Origin of the sequence: Mycolicibacterium wolinskyi, from assembly GCF_002101965.1 — a bacterium.
GTDB lineage: Bacteria > Actinomycetota > Actinomycetes > Mycobacteriales > Mycobacteriaceae > Mycobacterium > Mycobacterium wolinskyi.
The window spans coordinates 270,129-294,736 of record NZ_LQQA01000015.1; the positions used below are offsets into that span (position 1 = coordinate 270,129).

General features: G+C 65.3%; 19 protein-coding genes. 12 read left to right on the forward strand and 7 right to left on the reverse strand.

What is annotated here, in order from left to right; all coding sequences use genetic code 11:
• Positions 1 to 4: 4 nt before the first annotated feature.
• Both AWC31_RS15735 and glyA read right to left on the reverse strand, forming a co-directional pair.
• A complete protein-coding gene (locus tag AWC31_RS15735) occupies positions 5 to 1,246 on the reverse strand; it encodes a sarcosine oxidase subunit beta family protein (protein WP_085145074.1) in 1,242 nt (413 codons plus the stop codon).
• The gene (gene glyA, locus AWC31_RS15740) at positions 1,243 to 2,571 is read right to left on the reverse strand and encodes a serine hydroxymethyltransferase (RefSeq protein WP_085145075.1); all 1,329 of its coding nucleotides are present in this window, start codon (positions 2,569 to 2,571) and stop codon (positions 1,243 to 1,245) included. The genes AWC31_RS15735 and glyA overlap by 4 nt, the downstream gene beginning before the upstream one ends.
• Positions 2,572 to 2,692: 121 nt before the next feature.
• Between glyA and AWC31_RS15745 the strand changes: the two genes are divergently transcribed.
• On the forward strand, positions 2,693 to 3,364 hold the full coding sequence (locus AWC31_RS15745; RefSeq protein ID WP_085145076.1) for a GntR family transcriptional regulator: 672 nt from the start codon (positions 2,693 to 2,695) through the stop codon (positions 3,362 to 3,364).
• A gap of 129 nt (positions 3,365 to 3,493) precedes the next feature.
• Positions 3,494 to 4,171 carry a GntR family transcriptional regulator gene (locus AWC31_RS15750; RefSeq protein WP_085145077.1) on the forward strand — a complete coding sequence of 226 codons (678 nt, stop codon included), beginning with the start codon at positions 3,494 to 3,496 and terminating at the stop codon, positions 4,169 to 4,171.
• A 35-nt stretch (positions 4,172 to 4,206) separates the two neighbouring features.
• On the opposite strand, the gene purU is transcribed toward AWC31_RS15750, so the two are convergent.
• Genes purU through AWC31_RS15770 form a run of 4 tightly spaced genes read right to left on the reverse strand, consistent with a single transcriptional unit; the run spans position 4,207 to position 9,041 of the window.
• A complete protein-coding gene (gene purU / locus AWC31_RS15755; protein ID WP_085145078.1) occupies positions 4,207 to 5,055 on the reverse strand; it encodes a formyltetrahydrofolate deformylase in 849 nt (282 codons plus the stop codon).
• A gap of 25 nt (positions 5,056 to 5,080) precedes the next feature.
• Positions 5,081 to 5,965 carry a bifunctional 5,10-methylenetetrahydrofolate dehydrogenase/5,10-methenyltetrahydrofolate cyclohydrolase gene (locus AWC31_RS15760; protein WP_085145079.1) on the reverse strand — a complete coding sequence of 295 codons (885 nt, stop codon included), beginning with the start codon at positions 5,963 to 5,965 and terminating at the stop codon, positions 5,081 to 5,083.
• Complete coding sequence (locus AWC31_RS15765; protein WP_085145080.1) at positions 5,962 to 6,585, reverse strand: cyclodeaminase/cyclohydrolase family protein; 624 nt, start codon at positions 6,583 to 6,585, stop codon at positions 5,962 to 5,964. The genes AWC31_RS15760 and AWC31_RS15765 overlap by 4 nt, the downstream gene beginning before the upstream one ends.
• Positions 6,582 to 9,041, reverse strand: coding sequence for a GcvT family protein (locus tag AWC31_RS15770; RefSeq protein ID WP_085145081.1), 2,460 nt, complete (start codon positions 9,039 to 9,041; stop codon positions 6,582 to 6,584). The genes AWC31_RS15765 and AWC31_RS15770 overlap by 4 nt, the downstream gene beginning before the upstream one ends.
• Positions 9,042 to 9,243: 202 nt before the next feature.
• On the opposite strand from AWC31_RS15770, the gene AWC31_RS15775 reads away from it, so the two are divergent.
• The 9 genes from AWC31_RS15775 (at position 9,244) to AWC31_RS15815 (ending at position 22,093) form a co-directional block, all read left to right on the forward strand.
• Positions 9,244 to 10,026, forward strand: a complete 783-nt coding sequence (locus AWC31_RS15775; protein ID WP_085145082.1) for an IclR family transcriptional regulator — start codon at positions 9,244 to 9,246, stop codon at positions 10,024 to 10,026.
• 567 nt (positions 10,027 to 10,593) lie between these two features.
• Positions 10,594 to 12,129 carry a BCCT family transporter gene (locus tag AWC31_RS15780; protein WP_234816899.1) on the forward strand — a complete coding sequence of 512 codons (1,536 nt, stop codon included), beginning with the start codon at positions 10,594 to 10,596 and terminating at the stop codon, positions 12,127 to 12,129.
• A 238-nt stretch (positions 12,130 to 12,367) separates the two neighbouring features.
• Positions 12,368 to 12,730 carry a bifunctional 3-phenylpropionate/cinnamic acid dioxygenase ferredoxin subunit gene (locus AWC31_RS15785; RefSeq protein ID WP_085145084.1) on the forward strand — a complete coding sequence of 121 codons (363 nt, stop codon included), beginning with the start codon at positions 12,368 to 12,370 and terminating at the stop codon, positions 12,728 to 12,730.
• The gene (locus AWC31_RS15790) at positions 12,727 to 13,926 is read left to right on the forward strand and encodes an NAD(P)/FAD-dependent oxidoreductase (protein WP_207626363.1); all 1,200 of its coding nucleotides are present in this window, start codon (positions 12,727 to 12,729) and stop codon (positions 13,924 to 13,926) included. Before AWC31_RS15785 ends, AWC31_RS15790 begins: the two co-directional genes overlap by 4 nt.
• A 34-nt stretch (positions 13,927 to 13,960) precedes the next feature.
• Positions 13,961 to 15,088: an aromatic ring-hydroxylating oxygenase subunit alpha gene (locus AWC31_RS15795; protein ID WP_085145085.1), complete on the forward strand. Its 1,128-nt coding sequence runs from the start codon at positions 13,961 to 13,963 to the stop codon at positions 15,086 to 15,088.
• A gap of 399 nt (positions 15,089 to 15,487) precedes the next feature.
• Positions 15,488 to 16,990, forward strand: a complete 1,503-nt coding sequence (locus tag AWC31_RS15800; protein ID WP_085145086.1) for an aldehyde dehydrogenase family protein — start codon at positions 15,488 to 15,490, stop codon at positions 16,988 to 16,990.
• Positions 16,991 to 17,003: 13 nt separating this feature from the next.
• Positions 17,004 to 18,599 (forward strand): APC family permease, encoded by a 1,596-nt coding sequence (locus AWC31_RS15805; RefSeq protein WP_085145087.1) that lies wholly within the window; start codon positions 17,004 to 17,006, stop codon positions 18,597 to 18,599.
• A gap of 46 nt (positions 18,600 to 18,645) precedes the next feature.
• Positions 18,646 to 20,220, forward strand: coding sequence for a GMC family oxidoreductase (locus AWC31_RS15810; protein WP_085145088.1), 1,575 nt, complete (start codon positions 18,646 to 18,648; stop codon positions 20,218 to 20,220).
• Positions 20,221 to 20,239: 19 nt separating this feature from the next.
• Positions 20,240 to 22,093 (forward strand): DUF294 nucleotidyltransferase-like domain-containing protein, encoded by a 1,854-nt coding sequence (locus AWC31_RS15815; RefSeq protein WP_085145089.1) that lies wholly within the window; start codon positions 20,240 to 20,242, stop codon positions 22,091 to 22,093.
• A gap of 13 nt (positions 22,094 to 22,106) precedes the next feature.
• On the opposite strand, the gene AWC31_RS15820 is transcribed toward AWC31_RS15815, so the two are convergent.
• The gene (locus tag AWC31_RS15820; protein ID WP_085145090.1) at positions 22,107 to 22,682 is read right to left on the reverse strand and encodes a 3'-5' exonuclease family protein; all 576 of its coding nucleotides are present in this window, start codon (positions 22,680 to 22,682) and stop codon (positions 22,107 to 22,109) included.
• Positions 22,683 to 23,235: 553 nt separating this feature from the next.
• Here AWC31_RS15820 and AWC31_RS15830 point away from each other — a divergent pair.
• A complete protein-coding gene (locus tag AWC31_RS15830) occupies positions 23,236 to 24,429 on the forward strand; it encodes a trypsin-like peptidase domain-containing protein (RefSeq protein ID WP_374214016.1) in 1,194 nt (397 codons plus the stop codon).
• The last annotated feature ends 179 nt before the right edge of the window (positions 24,430 to 24,608 follow it).

A 24,608-nucleotide genomic window follows, 5' to 3' on the forward strand; every position in this document is an offset into this window, starting at 1 on the left:
GCTTTCAGTGCGCTACGCCGGCGGCGCCGTGCTCGTCCACCAGCGCGCCGGTGACGAATCGGTCGAGGGTGAACGGGGCGATGTACTCGTGGGCGGTGTCGTTGGCGATCGTGTCGGCCAGGCACCAGCCGAGACCGGGGGTGACCTTGAAACCGCCGGTGCCCCAGCCCGCGTTGAGATAGAGGTTCTCGTAACCGGCGCGCCCCACGATCGGCGACGCGTCGGGGCAGACGTCGACGATGCCCGCCCAGGTGCGCAGCAGATGCGCACGCGCGAACACCGGGAACAACTCCACGGCCGCGGCCATCTGGCGCTCGATGATGTGGAAAGCGCCGCGCTGGCCGTATCCGTTGTAGGAATCGACGCCGGCACCCATCACGAGTTCGCCCTTGTGCGCCTGGGAGACGTAAACGTGTACGGCGTTCGACATCACGACTGTCGGGTGCACGGGCTCGAGCAGTTCGGACACCAATGCCTGCAAGGGATGACTCTGCAACGGGGTGCGGATGCCGAGCATGTCGGTCAGCGTCGAAGTGTGGCCGGCCGCGCACAGCGCGACCTGTCCGGCCGCGATGTCGCCGCGTGTGGTGCGTACCCCGGTCACCCGATCGCCGTCGGTGGCGAACCCCGTGACCTCACAGTTCTGGATGATGTCGATACCGGCCTCGTCCGCCCGTCGGGCGAATCCCCATGCGACGTAGTCGTGTTTCGCGATACCGGCGCGGGGCTGGTACGTCGCGCCGAGGACGGGGTACCGGATGTCGTCGGAGATGTTGACGATCGGGCACAGATCCTTGACCTCTTTGGGCTCCACCCATTCGGCGTCGATCCCGTTGAGCTTGTTGGCCTCGACGCGGCGGACGCTGTCGCGCACATCCTGCAGGCTGTGTGCCAGGTTGAGTACACCGCGCTGGCTGAACAGGATCGGGTACTCGAGATCTTCCTCGAGGCCCTCCCACAGTTTCAGCGCGTGCTCGTAGATTCGGGCGCTCTCGTCCCACAGGTAGTTCGACCGGATCAGCGTGGTGTTGCGGGCCATGTTGCCGCCCGCGAGCCAACCCCGCTCGAGCACCGCCACATTCGTGATGCCGTGGTTGCGTGCGAGGTAGTGCGCGGTGGCCAGACCGTGGCCCCCGCCACCGACGATGACCACGTCGTAGGACTTCTTGGGCTCCGGTGTACGCCAGAGGAATTCGGGGTGATCCGGCAGGTGGGCCCCTGGTGCAGGGGCTGTCGGCAATGTCACAGCGAAGCCTCCGTGAGGTCCGGGTAGAGCGGAAAACGCTGAGCAAGGAGGTCGACGCGGGCACGCAGATCGTCGAGCGCGGCCTCGTCGGTGTCGGGTCGTAACGCAAGGCTGATGATGTCGGCCACCTCGCGGAAGCCATCGAGATCGAATCCCCGCGTCGCCAGTGCCGCAGTGCCGATTCGCACTCCCGAGCTGACCATCGGCGGCCGCGGATCGAACGGAACGGCATTGCGGTTCACGGTGATTCCCACCCGGTGCAGCCGATCCTCGGCCTGCTTGCCGTCGAGTTCGGAAGCGCGCAGATCGACCAGCACCAGATGGACCTCGGTACCGCCCGACACCACATTGATCCCCGCGGCCCGCGAATCGTCTTGCAGCAGACGGTCGGCCAGAATCTTGGCCCCGTCCAGCGTGCGCTGCTGCCGCTCGCGGAACTCCGGCTGGGCGGCCAGCTTGAACGAGACCGCCTTGGCGGCGATCACATGCTCGAGCGGCCCGCCCTGTTGCCCGGGGAACACCGACGAATTGATCTTCTTCGCCAGTGCCTCGTCGTTGGTCAGGATGATGCCGCCGCGCGGCCCGCCGAGGGTCTTGTGCGTCGTCGAGGTGACCACGTGCGCATGCGGCACGGGGGAGGGGTGCAGTCCGGCAGCGACCAGCCCGGCGAAATGGGCCATGTCGACCATCAGGTAGGCGCCGACTTCGTCTGCGATACGCCGGAATTCGGCGAAATTGAGCTGACGCGGATAGGCCGACCACCCGGCGAGAATCAGCTTGGGCCTGCGCTCGTGTGCCAGGCGCTCAACCTCCGCCATGTCGACCAGGTGATCGTCCTCGGACACGTGGTAGGCCGCGACGTCGTAGAGCTTGCCCGAGAAGTTCAGCTTCATGCCGTGCGTGAGATGGCCGCCGTGCGGGAGGGCCAGGCCCAGGATCGTGTCACCGGGCGACAGCAGGGCGGCCATCACCGCTTCGTTGGCCTGCGCGCCCGAATGTGGCTGCACATTGGCGTAGGCGGCGCCGAACAGACTTTTGAGCCGGTCGATCGCGAGCTGCTCGGTGACGTCGACATGCTCGCAGCCGCCGTAGTAACGCCGCCCGGGGTAACCCTCGGCGTACTTGTTCGTCATCACCGAGCCCTGCGCCTGCATCACCGCCATCGGGGCGAAGTTCTCACTCGCGATCATTTCCAGCGTGCTCTGCTGCCGGAGTAATTCGGCGGCGATGGCCTGGTGGACGTCGGGATCAAGGCTCGCCAACGCCTCGCTGAGAATCGGGTTGGCGGCCGGCGCTGCTGTTGTTCGGGCGGTGTCGACGGTCATTTTCGCCTCTCTGGCATCCAGTTGATTGGTGACTGATATATCAACTGTGGGATAGATTATGATCAGAACGCGACCACGTCAATAGGACGGGTCGAACGTGACCCGAGAGGCGGGACCGGTGATGACATTGACGGATCTGGCGTTGCCCGAAACCGATGCGCGGGCCGAGACGGCGGCAGATCGGGCGTACGAGATCGTGCGCGAGCGCATCGTCATGCTCGACATCCGACCGGGCGAACCCATCAACGACGACAATCTGGCCGCCGAACTCGGCGTGGGACGCACGCCGGTGCGCGAGGCCCTCAAACGGCTTGAGCGCGACCGCCTCGTGATCGCCTATCCGCGTCGTGGCACCTTTGCCACAGCCGTGGATATGACCGATCTCGCCGACATCTCCGAAATTCGCAAGCAGTTGGAACCGACCGCAGCGGCCAGGGCCGCCCGAACGGCCTCGGCGGAGGCTCGGGCGCGGCTTGAAGCGCTCATCGCGGGCATCGTCGAGATCGAAGACACCGACGATCCGCGCGAGGTGCTGCGACACGACGTGCGCGTGCATCGTGAGATCTACCGCTCGTCGGGCAATCCGCATCTTGAGCAGATTCTGGTGAGCCTCGACGCCCACGCCACCCGGATCTGGTGTCTGTTCCTGGATCGCCTTCCCGGTGTCGCCGACCACGTTCGTGAACATGCGCAGCTGATGGAGGCCATCGTCGCCGGCGACGAGGCCACCGCGGCATCACTGACCCTCGCGCACGTCATCGGGTTCGAACGCGCAATCCGGGCACTGCTGTAACCGTTCGCGGGGCCGTCATGGCGGCTATGTACCCGCCGCGATATCCCGCGCTCCTGATATATCATTATCCCGTCACCGCCAGGTCAGTTGCTGGACTGGCGCTTGTCTGTGTCGGGAAGGACTTCGGGCGTGAGTGTTCTAGGGATAGAGGCGTTCGACACGGTCGATCGCGAGGCGCTGTCGTTCGCCGACCAGGCCTACCTGGTGATCCGTGACAAGCTCATCATGCTCGATATCCGTCCCAACGACGCCATCGTCGAGAGCGACCTGGCCGCGGAGTTGAAGCTCGGCCGTACTCCCGTGCGGGAGGCGCTCAAACGGCTGGAGGCGGATCGGCTGGTCGTATCCTTCCCTCGCCGTGGCACATTCGCCACTGGCGTCGATGTGGCCGATCTTCGCCATATCTCGCAGATCCGGGTGAATCTCGAACCCGTCGCCGCGCGCTCGGCGGCCGAGAATGCCTCGCCCGCGGTGCGCACGCATCTTCTCGAGCTCGCTGACCGGACCGCCGCGCTCAACATCGACAACATCGATCGTGACGAACTCATGCGGTGGGATCTGGGAGTGCACCGTGCCATCTACCGCGCCACGGGGAACCCTCATCTCGAAGATGTCTTGGTGCGGTACGACAATCTCGCGACCCGAATCTTCTGCCTGTTCCTCGACCGGCTGCCCACGGTGGCCCGCCATGTGGGTGAACACACAGACCTGTTGCGCACCATCGCCGCCGGGAAAGCCGATGCCGCGGCCAAGATCGCGCTCGACCATGTGATCGGTTTCGAGCAAGCCGTACGCGCGGTTGTCTGAGGCTGCGGCGTCGCGCCGTTGCAGTGCCGCGCAGCTCAACTGAATACGACCGTGCGGTGTCCGTGCAGCAAGACCCTGTTCTCGCAATGCCAGCGAACGGCCCGCGACAACGCCAACGCCTCAGCGTCCTGACCGACAGTGGCCAGCCGGGTCGGATCGAACGAGTGGTCGATCCGGATGACTTCCTGCTCGATGATCGGACCCTCATCGAGATCTGACGTCACGTAATGCGCGGTGGCGCCGACGAGTTTCACGCCGCGGTCGAACGCCTGGTGGTAGGGCTTCGCGCCCTTGAACCCGGGCAGGAATGAATGGTGAATGTTGATCGCGCGGCCGCGCAGCGCCTGGCAGGCTTCGTCGGAGAGCACCTGCATGTAGCGTGCGAGAACCACGAGATCCGCGTCGAGTTCATCGACGAGCGCGAGCAGTCTCGCCTCAGCCTGCGGTTTGGTCGCCGGGGTGACCGGTATGTGCGTGAACGGCAGCCCTGCTGCCTCGGCCATCGGCCGCAGCGTCTCGTGATTGGACACCACCGCAACCAGCTCGCCACCCAGAGTCCCTGCACGCCAACGGAATATGAGATCGTTGAGGCAGTGTCCCATCTTCGAGACCATCACCACCACTCTGGGCTGTTCGGTATCGACGAAGCGGAAGGACATGCCGAAATCGGCGGCCACCGAAGCGAACTCTCCCGTCAACTGCGCCACGTCGACGCCGTCGCCGCAGACGAATGTCGTACGGAGGAAAAAGGCCTGGCTGCGGGTGTCATCGAACTGTTGATGCTCGGCGATGTCACAACCCCGTGCGAACAGGAACGAGCTCACGGCATGGACGATCCCTGGCCGCTGCGGGCAGCTCAAGGTGAGGGTGAAGTTCTGGGTCATGATGTCTCCTGAAGATTCATGGCGGTCACACGCTGACGGCGGAACCGATGTCCGCGCGAATGGCGTCGGTGAGATTCGTTGCCGCAGTGACAGTGTTCGCGAGGAGCAGTGCTGTGGTCACCGGTCCCACCCCGCCGGGAACCGGTGTCAACCCGCCGGCATGCCCCTCGACGGCGGCTGCGTCGACATCGCCGAGCAGGCGGCCGTCGGCGGTGGCTGTGGTCCCGACATCGATGACGATCGCACCTTCACCGATGTGATCGGTTGTGAGCAAGCCGGGAACGCCGACTGCTGCGACCACCACGTCGGCACGGCTGGTCTGGGCCGCCAGGTCTGTCGTGTGACGGTGGCAGATGGTCACCGTCGCATCGCGCTGGACGAGCATGTGCGCCACGGGGGTGCCGACGACGATCGAACGTCCCACCACCGCAGCGGTTTTCCCGCGCAGGTCGACGCTGTGATGATCGAGCAACGTGAGGACGGCTTGCGCGGTGGCGGGCGCGAACGCCCGCTGGCCGGTGAACAGCCGCCCGAGACTCACCGGGTTCGTCCCGTCGATGTCTTTGTCCGGAGCGATCGCCGAGCGCAAACCAGCCAGGTCCGTGCCGCGGGGGAGCGGTGTCTGCAGGATCACGCCGTGAACGTCGGGATCGGCGCTGAGTCCGGCGAGGACCGACCCTATTTCTGCCGTCCCTGCCGTTGGGCCGAGATCGGCGATGTCACATGCGATTCCGGTGCGTTTGGCCGCGCCGGCGATGGACCGCACGTACCAGGCTGTCGATTCGTCGTCGGTTGCGGTGACAACCGCGAGCTTTGGGACGACCCCATACTCGGCGAGAGTTGCGGCACGCGACGCCACGTCGGAACGGATGGCGGTCGCCAGATCGGACCCGCTGAGCGCTGTGGTCATGATGTCAACAACTTCCGGACATGGGCGGTTATGGTGTCTGCGCGTACGAGGAGTTCATCCACTTGGTTCATTTCCTGGGCCAACGAGGCCCGGATCGAGTGGTCGGTGATGCTCGACAGGTTGATCTCGACGTTGACGCGGGCCGTCGTCGCCGCTGCCCGAGCGGCGTCGGCCGCCGCGGCGACGTCACTGATCACGTTCGAGTTGGCCACCGGGAGTAGCTGTTCGGCCAGGCCGAGCACCTCGGCAGCCGTGCGGGCCACATCGGCAGGTACGGCCGCAGCTCGTTGCGCCGCGGCCGATATCGCCAAAAACCGTGCCTTCTGCTCTGGCTCAGTGCTTTTCGGCAACCGGTAGGCATCGATCACACTGCGGAAGGCCGCCATGTCCTCGTCGACGAGTCGAAGCGCACGGGTCCGTGCCGCGTCGGCACGCTCGCACACCGTTTTCACGAGATCCTCGTGTTCGGCATACCGAGGGCCCACGGTATAGCGGGCGACCATGGACACCAGTGCCGCTGCTTGACCGAGGTGCAACGCCGCCGTGGCACCGCCGCCGGGCGCGGGGACCTTCGCCGCGAGCGCATCGAGAAACCCGGCGATCGTGTCGGTTTGGGTCATGAGCGGATCTTTTTCATCTCGGGATCGACAAGTGGTTCGGCCACCACGGTCGCCGGAACCCGGCGATCGAAGTACTGGATCTCGACGCTCGTTCCGGGCGCCGCCGTCGCCGGTAGCCAGGCGTAGGCGATCGGCATTCCGATGGTGTGCCCGAACGCTGCGCTGGTGACGTATCCGGCGGGCACGCCGTCGACGAACACCGGCTCTGAGCCCAGCACGACGGTGCGCCCGTCGTCGACAGTCAGGCACGCCAGGCGCCGCTCGACGGTGTCGTCGGAGACCCCGGAGAGCGCGTCGCGTCCGATGAACTCGGCTTTTTGGGCTCGTACGGCGAATCCGAGCCCGGCCTCGTACGGATTGTGTTCGGTGGTCATGTCGGTACCCCATGACCGGTAACCCTTTTCGAGCCGGAGACTGTTGAACGCTGCGCGTCCTGCGGCGATGACGCCGTGGCGCTGACCTTCTGCCCACAGAGCATCCCAGAGTCGCAGCCCGTTGTCGGCGGAAGTGTAGAGCTCCCAACCTAGTTCGCCGACGTACGACAACCGCATCGCGGTGACGGGAACTCCGCCGATCCGAACCTGTTTCGCCCGGAAGTACTTGAACGCGTCGTTGGAGAAGTCGTCGCGGCTCAGCGCGGAGACCAGGTCGCGGGCGCGTGGTCCCCACAGTCCGATGCAGCAGGTGCCGCCCGTGATGTCGCGGATCGTGACACTTCCGTCGTCGGGTGCCTGCCTACGGAAGTAGTCCAGATCGAGGTTCCCGTTGGCGCCCACCTGGAAGGAGTCCGCCGTGAGGCGTGCGACCGTCAGGTCACTGCGCACGCCTCCGGAGTTGTCCAGTGCGAGTGTGTAAGTGACCGAGCCGATGGACTTGTCCATCTTGCCCGTGGTCGTACGCTCCAGAAGGTCCAGCGCTCCCGGGCCGGAGATCTCAAGCCGCTTGAGTGGTGTCATGTCATAGAGCGCCACCGCGGTGCGTGTGCGCCAGGCTTCTGCAGCGGCGATCGGCGAATGGAACATCGCGGCCCAGTGGTCGCGCGCAGGCGGCTGCCACTCCGCGGGGAGTTGGTCGACCAGCGCAGCGTTGGCTTCGAACCAATGCGGACGTTCCCAGCCGTGGCTTTCGAGGAACATCGCGCCGAGTTCTCTTTGGCGGGCATGGAACGGGCTGACCCGGATGTTGCGCGGAGACTCCTTGGGCTGCAGCGGATGCAGGATGTCGTAGATCTCGATGAAGTTCTGCTGGGCCGTCTCGCTGACATAGTCGGGGTCGAGCTGGATGTCCTCGAAGCGGTGCACATCGCAGCCGTGCAGTTCGACCTCGGACCTTCCGTCGATCAACAGCTGGGCAACCGCGCGTGCGACACCGGCGGAGTGTGTGACCCAAACGGCCTCGGCGATCCAGAACCCGGCAACATCCGGCGATTCACCGATCAACGGTCCACCGTCAGGCGTGAAGGAGAAGATGCCGTTGAAGCCGGATTCGACTTTGGCGGTCTGCAAGCAGGGCAGCAGTTTCTGGCACTGCTCCCACGCCGGCGCGAAATCCTCCTCGGTGAATGCCAGCATCGAAGGCATTGCGTCCGCGGTGATTTCCCCTTCGGGAAGCTCCATTGTGGAGACCGGCATCGGCCGATGCGCATAGGAGCCGATGCCGAGACGGTCCACATGCTCGCGGAAGTACAGATCCTGGTCCTGGTGACGCAGGATCGGGAAACCGGCCTCGGAAAGTTCGGTGTTGCGTCCGACGAGTTCGGGAATCTGGTCGGTCTTGGCGTACTGGTGTGCCAACGGAAGCAGCGGAACGTCCATACCGATCAGGGCGCCCAGGTCCGGGCCCCAGAATCCGCCGCACGACACCACGATGTCAGCGGCAACGACACCGGTCGAGGTGGCCACGCCGGTGACTCTGCCGCCGGAATGTTCGATGCCGACCACTTTCGTCGAGCCCTGGAAGACCGCCCCGCGACTCTGTGCACGTCGGGTCAGCGCCACGACGACCCGCGCCGCCTTCGCCAGCCCGTCCGTCTCCACGTACAGGCCACCGAGAATGCGGTCGGCGTCGAGGAGCGGGTGAAGCTTGGCGCACTCCTGCGGGTCGATGACCCTCCCGCTGACACCCCACGAGGTCGCCCACCCTTGCTTGCGATGCAGGTCGGCCAATCGTTGTTCGGTCGTTGCCACTTCGAGGCCGCCGACAGGGTTGAAGCACCATTGTCCGTCGACGTCGAGCGACAGGAACTTCTCCGCCGTATAGCTCGCGAACGTGGTCATCGTTTTCGACGGGCTTGTCTGGAACACGAGTCCCGGTGCGTGCGAGGTCGATCCGCCGGTCAGCGGTAGCGGGCCCTGGTCGAGCACGGTCACCCGGTCCCAACCGCGTGCGGTGAGCTCGTCGGCCAGGTTCGTGCCGACGATGCCGGCTCCGATGATCACGACGCGTGGTGATCCCATGAGCGTTGGTCTCCTAGTTCGGTTCGACGGAGATGCAGTGGAGTCGCCGCGACCGGTAGCAGGCTGTCCGACGACGAAAATTGATCATCAACTGATATATTAAGAGTAGGAGATGCGCCGCTCTGTGGCAACCCTTCGACGCGCATTGCGCAACTTGTTGCCTGCTCGGCAACGCGCGGGCATGTCTGGGTATCGTTAGGGCATGAGCAACGGGAGCTCTGAAGCCGGCAGTGGTGGCGTGCAGTCGGTCGACCGTGCTCTATACGCGTTGGAGATCCTGGCGCGCCGCGGCGAGACCGGGGTCACCGAACTCGCTGCGGACATCGGCGTGCACAAATCGACAGCGTCCCGGCTGCTCGGAGCCCTCGAAGATCGCGAACTGGTCGAACAAGCATATGAGCGCGGGAAGTACCGGCTGGGCTTCGGCATCTTGCGTCTTGCCAACGCGGTCTCGGGTCGGCTCGATGTCACTCAGCAGGGTCGTGAGATCTGCGAGCGGCTGGCCGCCGATGTGGGCGAGACGGTCAATGTCGCGGTGTTGCGCTCCCATTTCGCGGTGAATGTGGATCAGGCTCGCGGACCGTCCGCGGTCGGGACCCAGAATTGGGTGGGTGCGCTCACTCCGCTGCATGCGACGTCGAGCGGCAAGGTTCTGTTGGCGTTCATGCCGACGGAAACGCGGCGTCAATTGCTGGAGGATGCGGGGCTCACCCGGTTCACGGAGCACACGATCACCTCCTTCGAGGACCTCGACGAGCAATTGGACTCCGTTGCGCGCGATGGGTATGTCGTCGCGCTCGAAGAGCTTGAGCATGGACTCAACGCTGTTGCCGCGCCTATTCGCGACCACACGGGCGCGGTGATCGCGGCTCTCAGTGTGTCGGGGCCGGTGTATCGCCTCAGTGAAGAGCGCGCACGCGAGATTGTTCCGGCGGTGGTGGAGGCCGCTGAGACCATCGGCCACCGCATGGGTTACCAAGGCTGACGATTACGGCCGGCGAACGGTCGGAGTGGCTTCGGCATGGCACGGTCTGACGTTTGCAGCAACTCGCGGTGAACCGGCCGTAACAAATATTTTTCATGTAGCAGTCGCATATTACTGATGCGCGATCTAATATATCAGTACATGGCCGCTGAATGTCAGGCAGCTCCAGACAACGGTGGCCACGTGAGACGTGCAAGCCCGGGCGATGATGCTCGGGTCGGGCGTCCAGTATGGGAAGAGCTTTGAGCCTCTTCGCATCGGGTGGCGTCGGTGTGTGGTGTCGCGCAGAGATGGAAGATCGCCCAGCGCACGCGCATACCCTTTGATGTATGTGATCGGCAACATATTCGACACGATTAGTGGCGCAAGCCACTTTCAGATGGAGCCTCGCCCACTGGTCGCCCCACGCAGGCGGTCTGCACAGGCGTTCAGCCTCAGGAGTTTGACGTGACACGACAGAAAGACGGTTCGCTCGAAGCCGAGATCAAGGCGCGGCTTCATGAGACGTTTCCGGGGCCGGGCATCCCCATACCTGAAGGGCAGGACGACGACGAGCTCGATGTACCGCTGTGTGCTCGGCGAGCCGTCACCGACAAGGCCGTGTTCGGGGTCGCCGCCGTCCTGGTGCTCGTCATCCTCGGCTGGGGCTTGATCTGGCCGGCATCGTTCCAATCCACAATGGCCACGCTCCTGGATTGGGTGGTCGGCAACCTCGGCTGGCTGTTCATCATCACCGCGACTTGCTTTGTCCTGTTCGCGGTTTGGCTTGCGATGAGCCGGTACGGTCGCATTCCGCTCGGCGCCGATGACGAGAAGCCCGAGTTCCACACCGTCAGCTGGATCGCGATGATGTTCAGCGCCGGTATGGGTATCGGCCTGATCTTCTGGGGTGTCACCGAACCGCTGACACATTTTGTCAATCCGCCTCCCGGACTGGCGGATTCGAAGGCGGGCACCGCGCTCGCCACCTCGTTGTTCCACTGGGGATTCCACCCGTGGTCGATGTACGCGGTGGTCGGCCTGTCGATCGCCTACGGCAGCTACCGGATGGGCCGCCGGCAGCTCATCAGTTCATCGTTTGCATCGCTGCTCGGTATCAGGCGGGTCGAAGGCCCGATCGGGAAACTCATCGACATCCTCGCCATCTTCGCCACCATGTTCGGCACCGCCGCCTCACTCGGGCTCGGCGCCCTTCAGATCGGTTCGGGTATCGAGGTCGTCGGCTGGGTCGAACAAGCAGGCACGTTGCTGTTGGTGACCGTGGTCGGGTTGCTCACCTTCGCATTCGTCGCCTCTGCGGTGTCCGGCGTTTCGCGCGGCATTCAGTGGCTGTCGAACATCAACATGGTGCTCGCACTGATCCTTGCCGTGTTCGTATTCGTGTTGGGGCCAACCGTTTTCATCCTCAATCTGCTGCCCACTGCCCTCGGTGACTACGCTGCGAATCTCGCGGCAATGTCGGCTCGTTCAGCGGCCGACGGTCCTGAGACCGAGGCCTGGTTGTCGACGTGGACCATCTTCTACTGGGCGTGGTGGATCTCGTGGACACCCTTCGTGGGTATGTTCCTGGCCCGCATCAGTCGGGGCCGGACGATTCGCCAGTTCGTCGTCGGCGTGATTTTTGTGCCCACCACCGTGAGCCTGATCTGGTTCGTCATTTTCGGCGGCGCGGGCATCGGCCAGCAGCGCGACGCCATCGACGTGTACGGCACGGGCGAGCCGGAATCGACGTTGTTCGGCATGCTCGACCACCTACCGTTGGCCGGATTGTCATCGCTACTCGTCATGGCGCTCGTGGCGATCTTCTTCGTTTCCGGTGCGGACGCCGCGTCGATGGTGATGGGGACACTGTCGCAAAGCGGGTCGCTGTTCCCATCGCGGTGGGCAGTTGCCTTCTGGGGCCTGAGTACCGGCGCGGTGGCGGCCCTGATGCTGTGGGCGGGCGGCAACGACGCGCTCAACGGCCTGCAGACCATGACGATCATCGTCGCTGCGCCGTTCGTCTTCGTGATGGTCGGCATGTGTGTATCGCTCTATCTGGACGTGTCCCGCGATCCCCTGATCACCGGCGCGCGCGAAACCGTCCCCAGCGGACAAAAGTAACCCGATCGGACGTCGCGGGTACCTGCCTCGCGGTGAAAACCGGCGAGGCTGGTGCGTCGTCCTTTGCCGCATCCGCAGTCGCGCGTCGAATCCTCGGTCGGCCCGCTGACGTCGGCATTTGCCTGTTCAACATCCAACATCCGTCCTATTGACAGGGCCTGTGACTAGGCCCACACTGTTGCGTAATACGAATTCTGTTTCTCTATACGCACCAATCCGCGAGTGAGAGGCCCGCACCATGCTCGAGATCTGTCCGCTTTCGGAGTTGCCACCCGGCGAGGCGCGTCGGGTCGAAGCCGATCCGCCCATCGCGGTGTTCCACACCGAAGACGGCGAGGTGTTCGCGATCGATGACACGTGTTCGCATCAGGACGCGTCACTGGCAGACGGTTGGTTGGAAGGCTGCGAGGTTGAGTGCCCGCTGCACGCGTCGCGGTTCAACCTTCGGACCGGTGCCGTGGATGCGCCGCCGGCGAAACTACCGGTCCGCACGCATGCAGTGGTGGTCCAAGACGGGATCATTCGCGTCGAACTGAGCAACGACAAGCCGAACCTGCCACCCGACATCCGCGCGCGCCTGGCCGAAGGCAGCAACTCGTGAAGCACATCGCTATCGTCGGTGCGTCACTGGCCGGTCTGTCGGCGGCTCGCGCCCTGCGGGCCAAAGGATTTGACGGACGCGTGACTGTCGTCGGCGACGAGACGAGGCGACCGTACGACCGGCCTCCGCTGTCGAAGGAATTCCTTTCCGGGACCATGACCGAGGCGGACTTGGCGCTCGAGTCCGACGACGACGATCTCGATGCGGAATGGCGGCTCGGCGCTGCCGCGACCAAGCTTGACACCTCTTGCGGCGCTGTCGAACTCGCCGATGGAACCCGGGTGCAGGCCGATGGGGTGGTGATCGCCACCGGTTCGCGTGCGCGGCGGTGGCCCGGATGCGAAGCCATGACCGGTGTCCACGTGATCCGCACGGTCGACGACGCCGTCGCGTTGCGGGACGATCTTCGTCCCGGCGCCCGGCTGGTCGTCATCGGCGCCGGATTCATCGGCGCAGAAGTGGCGTCGACCGCGAGAAAGCTGGGACTGGACGTGACGATCGTCGAGGCCGCCCCGACGCCGTTGCAGGTCCAGCTGGGCCAGCGGCTGGGGGCCGTTGTCGCGGCCGCGCACACGGCGAACGGGACGAACCTGATCTGCGGCGTGGGCGTTGCCGGCCTTACCGGTCAGCATCGCGTCCTTCGGGGCGAGGGTGCGACGGGACGCGTCACCGGTGTCGATCTCACCGACGGGCGCCATCTGCCCGCCGACGTCGTGGTGGTCGGAATCGGCGGTATCCCCAACATCGAATGGCTCGCGGGCACCGGTCTGGAGCTCGGCAACGGCGTGCTGTGCGGATCCCACGGCCAGACAACGATTCCCAACGTCGTCGCGGTCGGGGATTGCGCGGCTTGGCTTGACGCCTCCACCGGTGCGGTGCACCGCGTCGAGCACTGGACCGGCGCGCTGGAACGACCGGCGATCGCGGTCACCACGTTGCTCTCCGGCGGACTCGACCACGGCGTGCCCGTGAAGCCGCCGTACTTCTGGTCCGACCAGTACGGCTCCCGGATTCAATTCGCCGGCATAGCCCGTCCCGACGACGAGATCACCATCGAGGAAGGCAGCTGCGACGACCACTGCTTCCTGGCTGCATACCGCCGTGACGGCCGCGTCGTCGCGGTCCTCGGCGTCGATCAGCCGCGTCTGTTCACCCGATGGCGGCGTCAGCTCGCCACCGCGCCCACAACCGTCTAGACCCAGCCCACCAACCAAGAACCAGAGGAGTCAAGTGACAACGCCAGCTACCACGTTGCCCGAGAGTCTCATCTCGACCCTGGCCGGCCACTACTACACGCACCCCGAGGTCTTCGCGCTCGAGCAGGAGAAGATCTTCGAAACGATGTGGTTCTGCGTCGTGCGGGCGTCGGATCTGGACAAACCAGGCGCCTTCAAAACGGTGCAGGTCGGCCGTGAGAGCGTTCTGGTGACCAGATCACGCAAGGGCGACGTCAACGCATTCTTCAACCTGTGCAGGCATCGGGGTGCCCGGCTGTGTACGGAAGACAGCGGCGAGGTCAAGCGTGCGTTCCAATGCCCTTACCACGCATGGACTTACGATCTCGACGGCAAGCTGGTCGCCGCGCCGAACCTGACCAAGATGCCCGACATCGACCGCGTGGAATACGGACTACGCAAGATCGCGGTCAAGGAATGGCTGGGGTATGTGTGGGTCTGCCTTGCCGACGAGCCGCCGTCGTTCGAAGACACCGTCATGCAAGAGATCGTCGACCGCCTGGGTGACGTCGAATCCATCGATCACTACACCGTTGCCGATCTGAGCGTGGGCCGCCGGATCGTCTACGACGTCAAGGCCAACTGGAAGCTCATCATCGAGAACTTCATGGAGTGTTACCACTGCGCCACGATCCATCCGGAACTGACTGAGGTTCTGCCCGAGTTCGCCGACGGCTACGCCGCGCAGTACTACGTCGGCCATGGCGCCGAATTCGGCGAGGACGTCAAGGGATTCACCGTCGACGGATCCGAAGGGCTCGACCATATCCCCGGTGTGACGGAAGAGCAGGACCGCCGCTACTACGCCATCACCGTCCGTCCGCAGGTGTTCGTCAACCTCGTGCCCGACCACGTGATCGTGCACCGGATGTTCCCCATGGCCGCCGATCGCACAATCGTGGAGTGTGACTGGCTGTACCTGCCGCACGTCGTCGAATCGGGCCGAGACGTCAGCCGGTCGGTGGAGCTGTTTCACCGGGTCAATCAGCAGGACTTCGATGCGTGTGAACGTTGCCAGCCCGCAATGGATTCGCGAGTCTATCGTGACGGCGGCGTGCTGGTGCCCAGCGAGCACCACATCGGGGCGTTCCACGACTGGTTGCGCGACAAGCTCGCCGTGTGAAGTCTGCCTGCCGGTCCGGCGATCCAGCCGGGTCTGCAGGCGGGCGGCGCTCGGCGCGGTGTCCGGCGAGTACGGCGCCTGGGGCGGAGAGGCCCGTCGGGCCGGCACACCATCAAGGAAGGCATCGGCCCCGGTGGGCAACTGGGGTCGATGCCGTTCCTCGCGCGAATCTCAGCGGAAGCGATCAGGTTGGCGCCCAAGCATTTCGGTGACGCCGGCAGATGGGTCGGCCGGGCCCGGAATGAAAATGCGACAATTTGATCCGCCATTGATCGCCACTAAATATATTAATCGGCTATGAGATCGAGCTGAGGCCGAGAGGGGTGACTGTGCTCGGCCTCACAAGTGTGAAGTGGACCCGCCGAACGCGGTGCCGGCCGGTAAGCCGAGGAGGCAACGTTGAACACAGAACCAGATCTGCTGATCGGGTCGCAGTGGCGCCACGCCGCCGACGGTGGGGTGCGAAAGATCGTCAATCCCGCGAACGGCACGGTGATCGCCACGGTCGACGAGGCCACCCATGACGACGCCCTGGCCGCGGTGGCCGCGGCGCGCACGACCTTCGACGCGGGGGAGTGGCCGGCGACGCCGGTGTCCGAGCGCGCGGCGCTGCTCGATCGGATCGCCGACCTGCTCGTGCGAGACAAGGAGTCCCTTGCCGAACTGGAGACCGCCGACACCGGCAAAACCCTGGCCGAGAGTCGGATTGACATCGACGACGTCGTCTCGGTGTTTCGATACTACGCACGGCTGGTGGCGACCCAGGCCGATCGGTTGGTGGATGTGGGCGACGCAGGTGTGATCAGTCGCGTGGTGCGCGAGCCCATCGGGGTGTGCGTGCTCATCGCGCCGTGGAACTACCCGCTGCTGCAGATCTCCTGGAAGATCGCGCCGGCGCTGGCCGCGGGATGCACCATGGTCGCCAAGCCCAGCGAGGTGACACCGCTGTCCACGATCGCGTTCGTACGGTTGGCGCAGGAGGCCGGCGTGCCCGCGGGCGTGCTCAATCTGATCCAGGGCAGCGGGGCGGCCGTGGGTGCGGCGCTCACCGACAATCCCGACGTCGACTTCATCTCGTTCACCGGCGGTCTGACCACGGGACAGTACATCGCGAGGAGTGCCGCCGACCATGTCAGCAAGGTGGCGCTCGAACTCGGCGGAAAGAATCCGCACATCGTGTTTGCCGACATCGGAACGGGAGATGCCTGGGAGGCCGCCGTGGACCAGGTGCTCACCGGGGTGTTCCTGCACTCGGGCCAGGTGTGCTCGGCGGGAACCCGGCTGATCGTCGAGGAGTCTATCGCCGACGACTTCGTCGCCGCGCTCGCCGAGCGGGCAGCGGCCATCCGGATGGGCGACGGCACCGACCCGGCGAGTGAGACCGGGCCGCTGGTTTCCAAGCAGCACCTCGAGAAGGTGGAATCCTATGTGGCCCTCGGTATTTCAGAGGGTGCGAAGCTGATCGTCGGAGGTGCCCGGCCGAGCGATCCGGCGCTGGGCGACGGTTACTTCTACCTACCGACGATTTTCGACCGGTGCGATCGCTCGATGCGGATCGTGTCGGAGGAAACCTTCGGTCCGATTCTCACGGTGGAGCGATTCACCGACGAGGCCGAGGCGATCATGCTCGGCAATGACACGCAGTACGGTCTCGCGGCGGGGGTACGGACCTCCGATCCGGCGCGGGGCGAACGTGTGGTGCGCGCACTGCGGCACGGCACGGTGTGGCTGAACGACTTCGGGTACTACACCGCCGCGGCGGAGTGGGGCGGATTCGGGAAGTCCGGCAACGGCCGTGAGCTGGGGCCCAGCGGTCTCGCGGAATACCAAGAACTCAAACACATCTGGCAGAACACCGAGCCTAAGCCTGCGGGCTGGTTCGGTGCGCGCAACGACGGCTAGAGACAGGGACATCATGACGCGCAACGTGACTGATGCGGAAAGTGACAGCGGCGGTCTCGAGGATTTCGGCTACAAGGAATCCCTGGACCGCAGCATCGGCAAATTCGCGAGTTTCGCCGCGGGAGTCAGCTATATCTCCATCCTGACCGGCACTTTCCAGCTCTTCTACGTGGGTTTCGGCAACGCCGGACCCGCATATCTGTGGTCATGGCCCATGGTGTTCATCGGGCAGATGGCCGTCGCGCTGTGCTTCATGGAGCTCTCCGCGAAATACCCGGTGGCGGGTTCGGTCTACAACTGGTCCAAGAAACTCGGCAGCCGGCTGGTCGGCTGGAGTTCCGGTTGGCTGATGCTGACCGCGTCGATCGTCACATTGTCAGCGGTCGTCCTGGCGTTGCAGCTCAATCTGCCGCGGTTGTGGAGCGGCTTCCAGATCGTCGGCGACGGCACCGGTCAATACGATTTCGCCGCCAACGCCATCATCCTCGGCGTCATCCTGATCGCGTTCACCACGACGGTCAACGCGTTCGGTGTGCGCCTCATGGCGATGATCAACAGCGCCGGCGTGTTCATCGAACTGATCGCAGCGGTGCTGATCGCCGTCATCCTCGCGTTCAACATCAAACGCGGGCCCGACGTGTTTTTCTCGACGCACGGTTACGGCGCGGATCTGCCCGGCGGCTTCATGGGTGCATTCTTGGTGGCCTCGCTCGCGTCGCTGTACGTGATGTACGGGTTCGACACCGCAAGCTCGCTGGGTGAGGAAACCGTCGAGCCGCGCCGCACCGCACCAAAGGCGATCCTGCGCGCGATCCTGGCCTCATTCGTGATCGGCGGCGCGATCCTGGTGTTCGCCGTCATGTCGGCGCCTGACCTCAATGATCCACTTCTGGGCAGCCCCGAAGGCAGCCTGCAGTACATCGTCGAACAGGTCATGTGGGGCCCGCTCGGCAAGATCTTCCTGATCTGCATCGTGGTGGCGGTGACGGTGTGCTCGCTGGCCGTGCACACCGCGGCGATCCGGCTCACGTTCGCGATGGCTCGCGACAACGCGCTGCCGTTCGGCGAGAAGCTCGCGCGCGTGCATCCGAAGACCCAGGCACCTGTTGTCCCGGCCATCGTGATCGGGGTGATCTCGGCGCTGATCCTGGTGGTCAACCTCGGCCAGCCCAAGGTGTTCACGGTGCTGACGTCCATCGCCATCATCATGATCTACCTCGCGTACCTGATGGTCACCGGGCCGATGCTCAAGAAGCGTCTGCAAGGTCAGTGGCCGCCGGCCGATCTCAAAGAGGGCAACTACTTCACCATGGGCCGTTGGGGTTTGGCGGTCAACATCTTCGCGGTTCTGTGGGGTGTCGGGATGGCGATCAACCTCGCGTGGCCCCGCGTCGCCATCTACGGCGACCCCTGGTACAACACGTGGGGCGCCTTCGTCTACATCGGCATCATTCTCGGCCTCGGCCTGCTCTGGTACTTCGTCAAGGGACGCAACCACATTGGCACGCTGGCCTCCCATGCGGCGGTGATCGGAGAATCACCGGTCAACAGTCCCGTGCCGAAGCCCGACGACAAACCCATAACGAACCAGATCGACAGCGTGCACTGACGCCAATCTTCCTTTACCAGTTCACTTTCAAGGAGTTGATCCAATCATGGTCGATACTCAGCCGGCGCCGAACTCTACCTACGACTACGTGGTGGCCGGCGGTGGCACCGCGGGTTGTATCGTCGCTGCACGACTGTCGGAGGATCCGAACGTCAGAGTGTGTCTGCTGGAGGCCGGGCCCTCGGACGTGGATGACCGCAACATCCTCGAACTGGCGGCTTGGATGCATCTGCTCGATTCGGGCTACGACTGGGACTACCCGGTCGAGCCCCAGGAAAAGGGCAACTCCTTCATGCGCCACGCCCGCGCGAAGGTGCTGGGCGGATGTTCTTCGCACAATTCCTGTATCGCATTCTGGCCGCCGGCGGAGGGTCTGGACGAGTGGGTGAAGATGGGCGCGACCGGCTGGAGTGCCGCCGAGATCCTGCCGCTGGTGGCCCGAGTCGAGAACAACGACGCCCCTGGTGATTTCCACGGTCGCTCCGGACCGGTGCGGTTGCGTGACGTACCGCCCAACGACCCGTGCGGCGCGGCCGTGCTGGAGGCGGCCGCCATGGTCGGTATGCCCACCGTGGCGTTCAACCGGGGCGAGACGGTGCGCAACGGCGCCGGCTGGTTCCAGATCAACGCGGCCGAGGACGGCACGAGGATGTCGTCCTCACACGCCTATCTGCATCCGGTCCTGGGCCAGCGGTCCAATCTCGACGTGCGTACGGGTTGCTGGGTGTCGGAGATCCTGTTCGACGACCAGAACAACGCCACCGGGGTGCGCTACCAGCGGCCCGACCTCACCGGGTACGACACCGTGTCGGCGAGCCGTGAGGTGATCGTCACTGCCGGCGCCATCGACACGCCGAAGCTTTTGATGCTCTCGGGAATCGGCCCGGCCGAACATCTTCGGGAGTTCGGGATCGCGGTACGCGCTGATTCGCGGGGCGTGGGTTCGAACCTCGACGACCACGTCGAGGGCCTGGTGTTCTGGGAGGCCTCGCAGCCCATGGTGCGTACGTCGACACAGTGGTGGGAGATCGGGCTGTTCACCACCGTCGACGAGGGCCTGCTCCAGCCGGACCTGATGATGCACTACGGCAGTGTCCCGTTCGACATGAACACGTTGCGGCATGGATACCCGACCACCGACAACGGGTTCTGTCTCACACCGAATGTCACACAGGGACATTCACGTGGCACAGTGCGGCTGCGCAGCCGCGACTTCCGGGACCGGCCGAAGGTCGACCCGCGCTACTTCACCGATCCCGACGGCTACGACGAACGGATCATGCTCGCCGGTGTCAAGCTGGCGCGCGAGATTGCCGAGCAGGCGCCACTGCGCGCATGGGTGGCCCGTGAGCTTGCGCCAGGGCCCGACGCCGTCACCGACGACGAGTTGCTCGACTACGTCCATCGCACCCACAACACGGTGTACCACCCGGCGGGTACGGCCCGCATGGGTGCGGTCGATGACCCGATGGCAGTCCTGGATCCGCAGTTGCGGGTCAAGGGAGTCTCGCGGTTGCGGGTCGTCGACGCCTCGGCGATGCCGAAGCTGCCCGCCGTGAACCCGAACATCACCGTGATGACGATGGCGGAGAAATGCGTCGATCTGCTTCGCGTGACCTGACGTCAGGCACGATGGCTGAGTGACTGCATCTTCCGGATCGGCGGGATCTCCGGGGGCGCTGGCGGCTTTCCTGGGCGCGCACCCGCCGTTCCAGACCGCCAGTGACGCCGAGCTGCGTGAACTGGCGGCGGCTTCGTCGCTGGAGCACTACGAGGCTGGTGCGCTGATCGAGGACTTCTCCCGGCGCGTCCCTGACGACATCTGGATGGTCCAGTCGGGTTCGGTCTCGCTCCGGGCGGTCGACGACGGCCAGGTGTTCGACACCATCGAGCCCGGAGGAATTTTCGGGTACGTCGCAATGCTCACCGGCGGCGGCATCGAATTCCTTGCCCGCGCAACCGAACCCACGGCCGCCATCCGGCTGCCCGGGGAACTGGTGCGCGCGCAGTTCGCCAAGCCGGCCGGACTGCGGTTCCTCGCGTCGTCTGCCACACCGCAGACGCACGCTCCGCTGGTGGTGGCGAGCGATTCGCGGCCCGTCGGGGAACTGGTGCGCGGTGACGTGCTGATCGTCGATCCCGGGGTGTCGGTGCGCGAAGCCGTCGTGCAGATGACCGAACGCCGCGTGTCCTATGCCTTGATCCGGTTACCCGACGGCGGCGTCGGCATCTTCACCGACCGCGACCTACGGTCCCGGGTGGTGGCCGCGGGACTCCCGGTCACCGTCGACATCACCGAAGTGATGAGTGCGCCCGCACAAACCGTGACGGCCGACCGGACCGCGGAGACGGTGCTGCTCGACATGCTCGAGCGTGGGCTGCGGCATATGCCGGTGACCTCGCCGCGCGGCGAGGTGGTCGGGGTGCTCGAAGACGCCGACCTGCTGGCAGCGTCGGCACGGCAGAGCTTCATACTGCGCCGGGCGATCGCGCAGGCGCCGGACGCCGCCGCACTGCAGTTGCTCGGCCCCGAGGTCACTCAGATCGCGGTGAACCTGTTTCGCAACGGGACCAAGGCTTCGGCCGCCAGCAGCATCGCGTCGATCGTGCTGGATGCGTTGGTACGCAAAGCACTTGATTTCGCGCTGGCCGAGGCGGCGCCGGGGCCTACACAGGGGCAGTTCGCGTGGCTCACGCTCGGCAGCATCGCCCGGCGCGAGGCCATGCCGTCATCGGACGTCGACAGTGCACTCAGCTGGAGCGACGCGTGCGACGCCGAATGCGCCCAGTTGCGTGCCGTCGCGGCACGCACACACGCCATTCTCGACGGCTGCGGCTTGCCCGCCGACAGCAACGGCGCGGTCGCTTCGAAAATGGCGTTCGCCAGGTCGGCCTCCGATTGGGCCCGCGCCGCCGAACGCTGGCTCGACGATCCCTTGCGCGGCAAGGGTTTGATCCTGTCCTCGCTGTTGATCGACGGGCGGGTGGTGTGGGGGAATACCGCGCTGCACACAGTGCCCAAGGTATTCCGGCGGATCCGCGACACCCACCCGAACGCGCTACGGCTGCAACTGCTCGATGCCTTGTCCGGCAAGGTACGGACGTGGTCGTTGCGTGATGTGCTATCGCGGCGTGGCGGCACCTTCGATCTGAAGACCCATGCGGTGACTCCGATCGTGAACCTGGCCCGGTGGGGTGGTCTGACAGCTGATGTGACCTCGGCGTCGACGCCGGCCCGGCTCGCTGCGGCAGCCGGCTCCGGAGCGCTGACCGGTCGCGATTCCCGCACGCTTACCGAGGTTTTCGTGATGCTGCAGCGCATCAGGATGGCCCATCAGGTCGACTTGATCGCCGACAGTCGCACGCCCAACGATGTGGTCACCATCGGTGAGCTTTCGCCGCTGAACCGCAGCCTGCTCAGTGAGGGGCTGCGGGAAATCGCCGCGGTGCAACGCCGGGCGAGACAGACCGGAACCCACTCGACCCTCAGTTGAACGGGCTGCCCGGCTATCGCGCCACCTCGTTGACCAGGCGGGCGTCGAGGTTGTCGTACCAGCGCATCGCCCAGCGAGCGTCGCCGAGCGCGGTGTGGCGGTGACTGGCACCCGGGGGCCGCACGCCGCACTGCTGAGACAGCCGGACGTGATCCGTTTCCGGAATGCGGCCGCATCTTCGGATGATGCGTGCTGCCATCGGAACGACGTCGACGACATCGGGGCACCATGCCGGGCTCAGGTGGTGGCGCGCCAGCATGGTCGTCAGACAGTACGTGTCGAAGCTCGGCACTACACCGACAATGGTCGCGTCCAGCGTCCATTCGCGAACGATCGCCGCGGCGTCACGCTCGCGGTACACCGAAGGCAGGTGGATGGATCCGTACACCACCTGGGGGTGCCGACTCGAGAATCGGCTGATGCGCAGGCCTGCGGGTTCGGCCGCGGCGAGATCGAGATCGGCCACGTCGATGTACAGCACGATCCGGGTGTCGCCCGCATCGTCACGGCGAATCAGGGCGATCTCCCATGGTTGCCGGTCTCTGTGCAGGCCGGTCGTCTCTGTATCGAGGAAGACCAGAGGACGCATCTGCGCAGCCTATCCTCAGCGGGCTGACTGTCGGCCCAGTTCTTGGAGTTCGGCGACGATGCATGCGGTCGGGGTGAATTAGCCCCCGGGTTTGGGCTCGGCGATGACGATCGGTTGGATCGGGCGACTGGCCCCCCTTTGTGGCAGCCGCAACATCCCTGAAGCTCTCGGCAAAGTCTTGGCGTGCGCAGAACGTCTTCTCAGCACACCCTCAGCGAACACGGGCACCTTGGAGGAGAGCGCGGCGCGGCCGCGCAGCTCGTCGTCGACTTTTAGAGGAAGAAGAACGTACGCCATGACGCATCGGCCAGAGTACCCGCCGTCTCCGGACAATTATGGGGCGGCTCCGGGACATCGTGCGAGAAAGCAGTATCCGAGCCCGTGGTCGCGGGAAGGCTATCGGAGGTACGGCGGTGCGCACGCCATCTCGCAGCCGCCGTTCCCGGAAGGATCCGCGGATATCGATGACACACAACGCATCCCGGTGCAATTCCCCCATGATGATCAGCCGCAGAAGCGATCCCGGAGCCGCGTCGGCGCGCTCGTCGCAGGCATGGCTGCCGTTGCGGTGACGTCTGGTGCGGTGGCGGGCATCGCGGTGGTCAACCACGAAGCTCAGCCGGCGGCAAACTCCGCGACACCGGCAGCGACCGCGCCGCAGCCGGCTGACGTCCCGCGGCTTCCCGCGGCGGCAGCGCCGAACGGTTCGGTCGAGCAGGTCTCGGCGAAGGTACTGCCGAGCGTGGTGAAGCTGCAGATCGACCTTGGCCAGGGAAGTGCCGAGGGGTCGGGCATCGTCATCAGCCCGGACGGCATGATCCTCACCAACAATCACGTGGTGGCCGCGGCCAAAGAGGCTGCCTCGCAACAAGGCTCGCTGCCCGGCTTCGGTGGGCCGATGGGCTCGGACGGCCAGGATCCGTTCGGCGGCCTGTTCGGTCCCGGATCGGACACGCCGACGGCGCGCACTGCTGCGGCTCCGCAGGCCACGGTCACCTTCTCGGATGGTCGCACCGCGCCGTTCACCGTGATCGGGACGGACCCGGCCGATGACCTGGCCGTGGTCCGCGCCGAGGGGGTTTCGGGACTCACCCCGATCGCGATCGGATCGTCGAAGGACCTCAAGGTCGGCCAGGACGTCGTGGCGATCGGCTCCCCGCTGGGACTGCAGGGCACCGTGACGACGGGCATCATCAGCGCCCTGGACCGTCCCGTGGCCACCGGTGACGAGGAGACGGGCCAGGCCTCGGTGATGAACGCGATCCAGACGGATGCCGCGATCAACCCGGGTAACTCCGGCGGTGCCCTGGTGAACATGAACGGCGAGTTGATCGGCGTCAACTCGGCAATCGCGTCCCTCGGCGGCGGACAGGGTTCCGGTGGGGCGCAAAGCGGTTCGATCGGATTGGGTTTCGCGATACCGGTGGACCAGGCCAAACGCATTGCCGACGAACTGATCTCGACGGGCACGGTCCAGCACGCGTCGCTGGGCGTGCAGCTCAGCACTGCTGGCGGTGCCAACGGCGCCGCGATCGCCGGTGTCGCCAACGGTGGCCCGGCCGCGCAGGCGGGGCTGCGCAGCGGGATGGTCATCACCAAGATCGACGACCGTCCGATCGACGGGCCGGAAGCGCTCATCGCCGCGGTCCGGTCGAAGGCCCCCGGCGACCAGGTGACGTTGACGTACGAAGATCCGTCGGGCGACTCGCAGACCACCCAGATCACGCTCGGGGCCGTGCAGGCCTGATTCGCGCGTGCCTTGGTCTCGCGCGTCACGCCAGTGTGGCTGTCGGCCTCGACAGCCACACTGGCGTGACAACGGCGAGGCGAACCTCGAAGAAACGGCGACCGGAACAATTGGGTACCGGGCCTCGTTGACTAACGGTCGCGAGCCCGCACCCACGGATGGCTATGGGAAAGAATAAG

Coding starts and splice junctions, on each gene's coding strand:
- AWC31_RS15785 (WP_085145084.1), top strand. CDS start 12,368: ATGCTCGAGATCTGTCCGCTTTCGGAGTTGCCACCCGGCGAGGCGCGT.
- purU (WP_085145078.1), bottom strand. CDS start 5,055: ATGACCCAGAACTTCACCCTCACCTTGAGCTGCCCGCAGCGGCCAGGG.
- AWC31_RS15810 (WP_085145088.1), top strand. CDS start 18,646: ATGGTCGATACTCAGCCGGCGCCGAACTCTACCTACGACTACGTGGTG.
- AWC31_RS15765 (WP_085145080.1), bottom strand. CDS start 6,585: ATGACCCAAACCGACACGATCGCCGGGTTTCTCGATGCGCTCGCGGCG.
- AWC31_RS15760 (WP_085145079.1), bottom strand. CDS start 5,965: ATGACCACAGCGCTCAGCGGGTCCGATCTGGCGACCGCCATCCGTTCC.
- AWC31_RS15745 (WP_085145076.1), top strand. CDS start 2,693: ATGACATTGACGGATCTGGCGTTGCCCGAAACCGATGCGCGGGCCGAG.
- AWC31_RS15830 (WP_374214016.1), top strand. CDS start 23,236: ATGGCTGCCGTTGCGGTGACGTCTGGTGCGGTGGCGGGCATCGCGGTG.
- AWC31_RS15770 (WP_085145081.1), bottom strand. CDS start 9,041: ATGGGATCACCACGCGTCGTGATCATCGGAGCCGGCATCGTCGGCACG.
- AWC31_RS15805 (WP_085145087.1), top strand. CDS start 17,004: ATGACGCGCAACGTGACTGATGCGGAAAGTGACAGCGGCGGTCTCGAG.
- AWC31_RS15775 (WP_085145082.1), top strand. CDS start 9,244: ATGAGCAACGGGAGCTCTGAAGCCGGCAGTGGTGGCGTGCAGTCGGTC.
- glyA (WP_085145075.1), bottom strand. CDS start 2,571: ATGACCGTCGACACCGCCCGAACAACAGCAGCGCCGGCCGCCAACCCG.
- AWC31_RS15820 (WP_085145090.1), bottom strand. CDS start 22,682: ATGCGTCCTCTGGTCTTCCTCGATACAGAGACGACCGGCCTGCACAGA.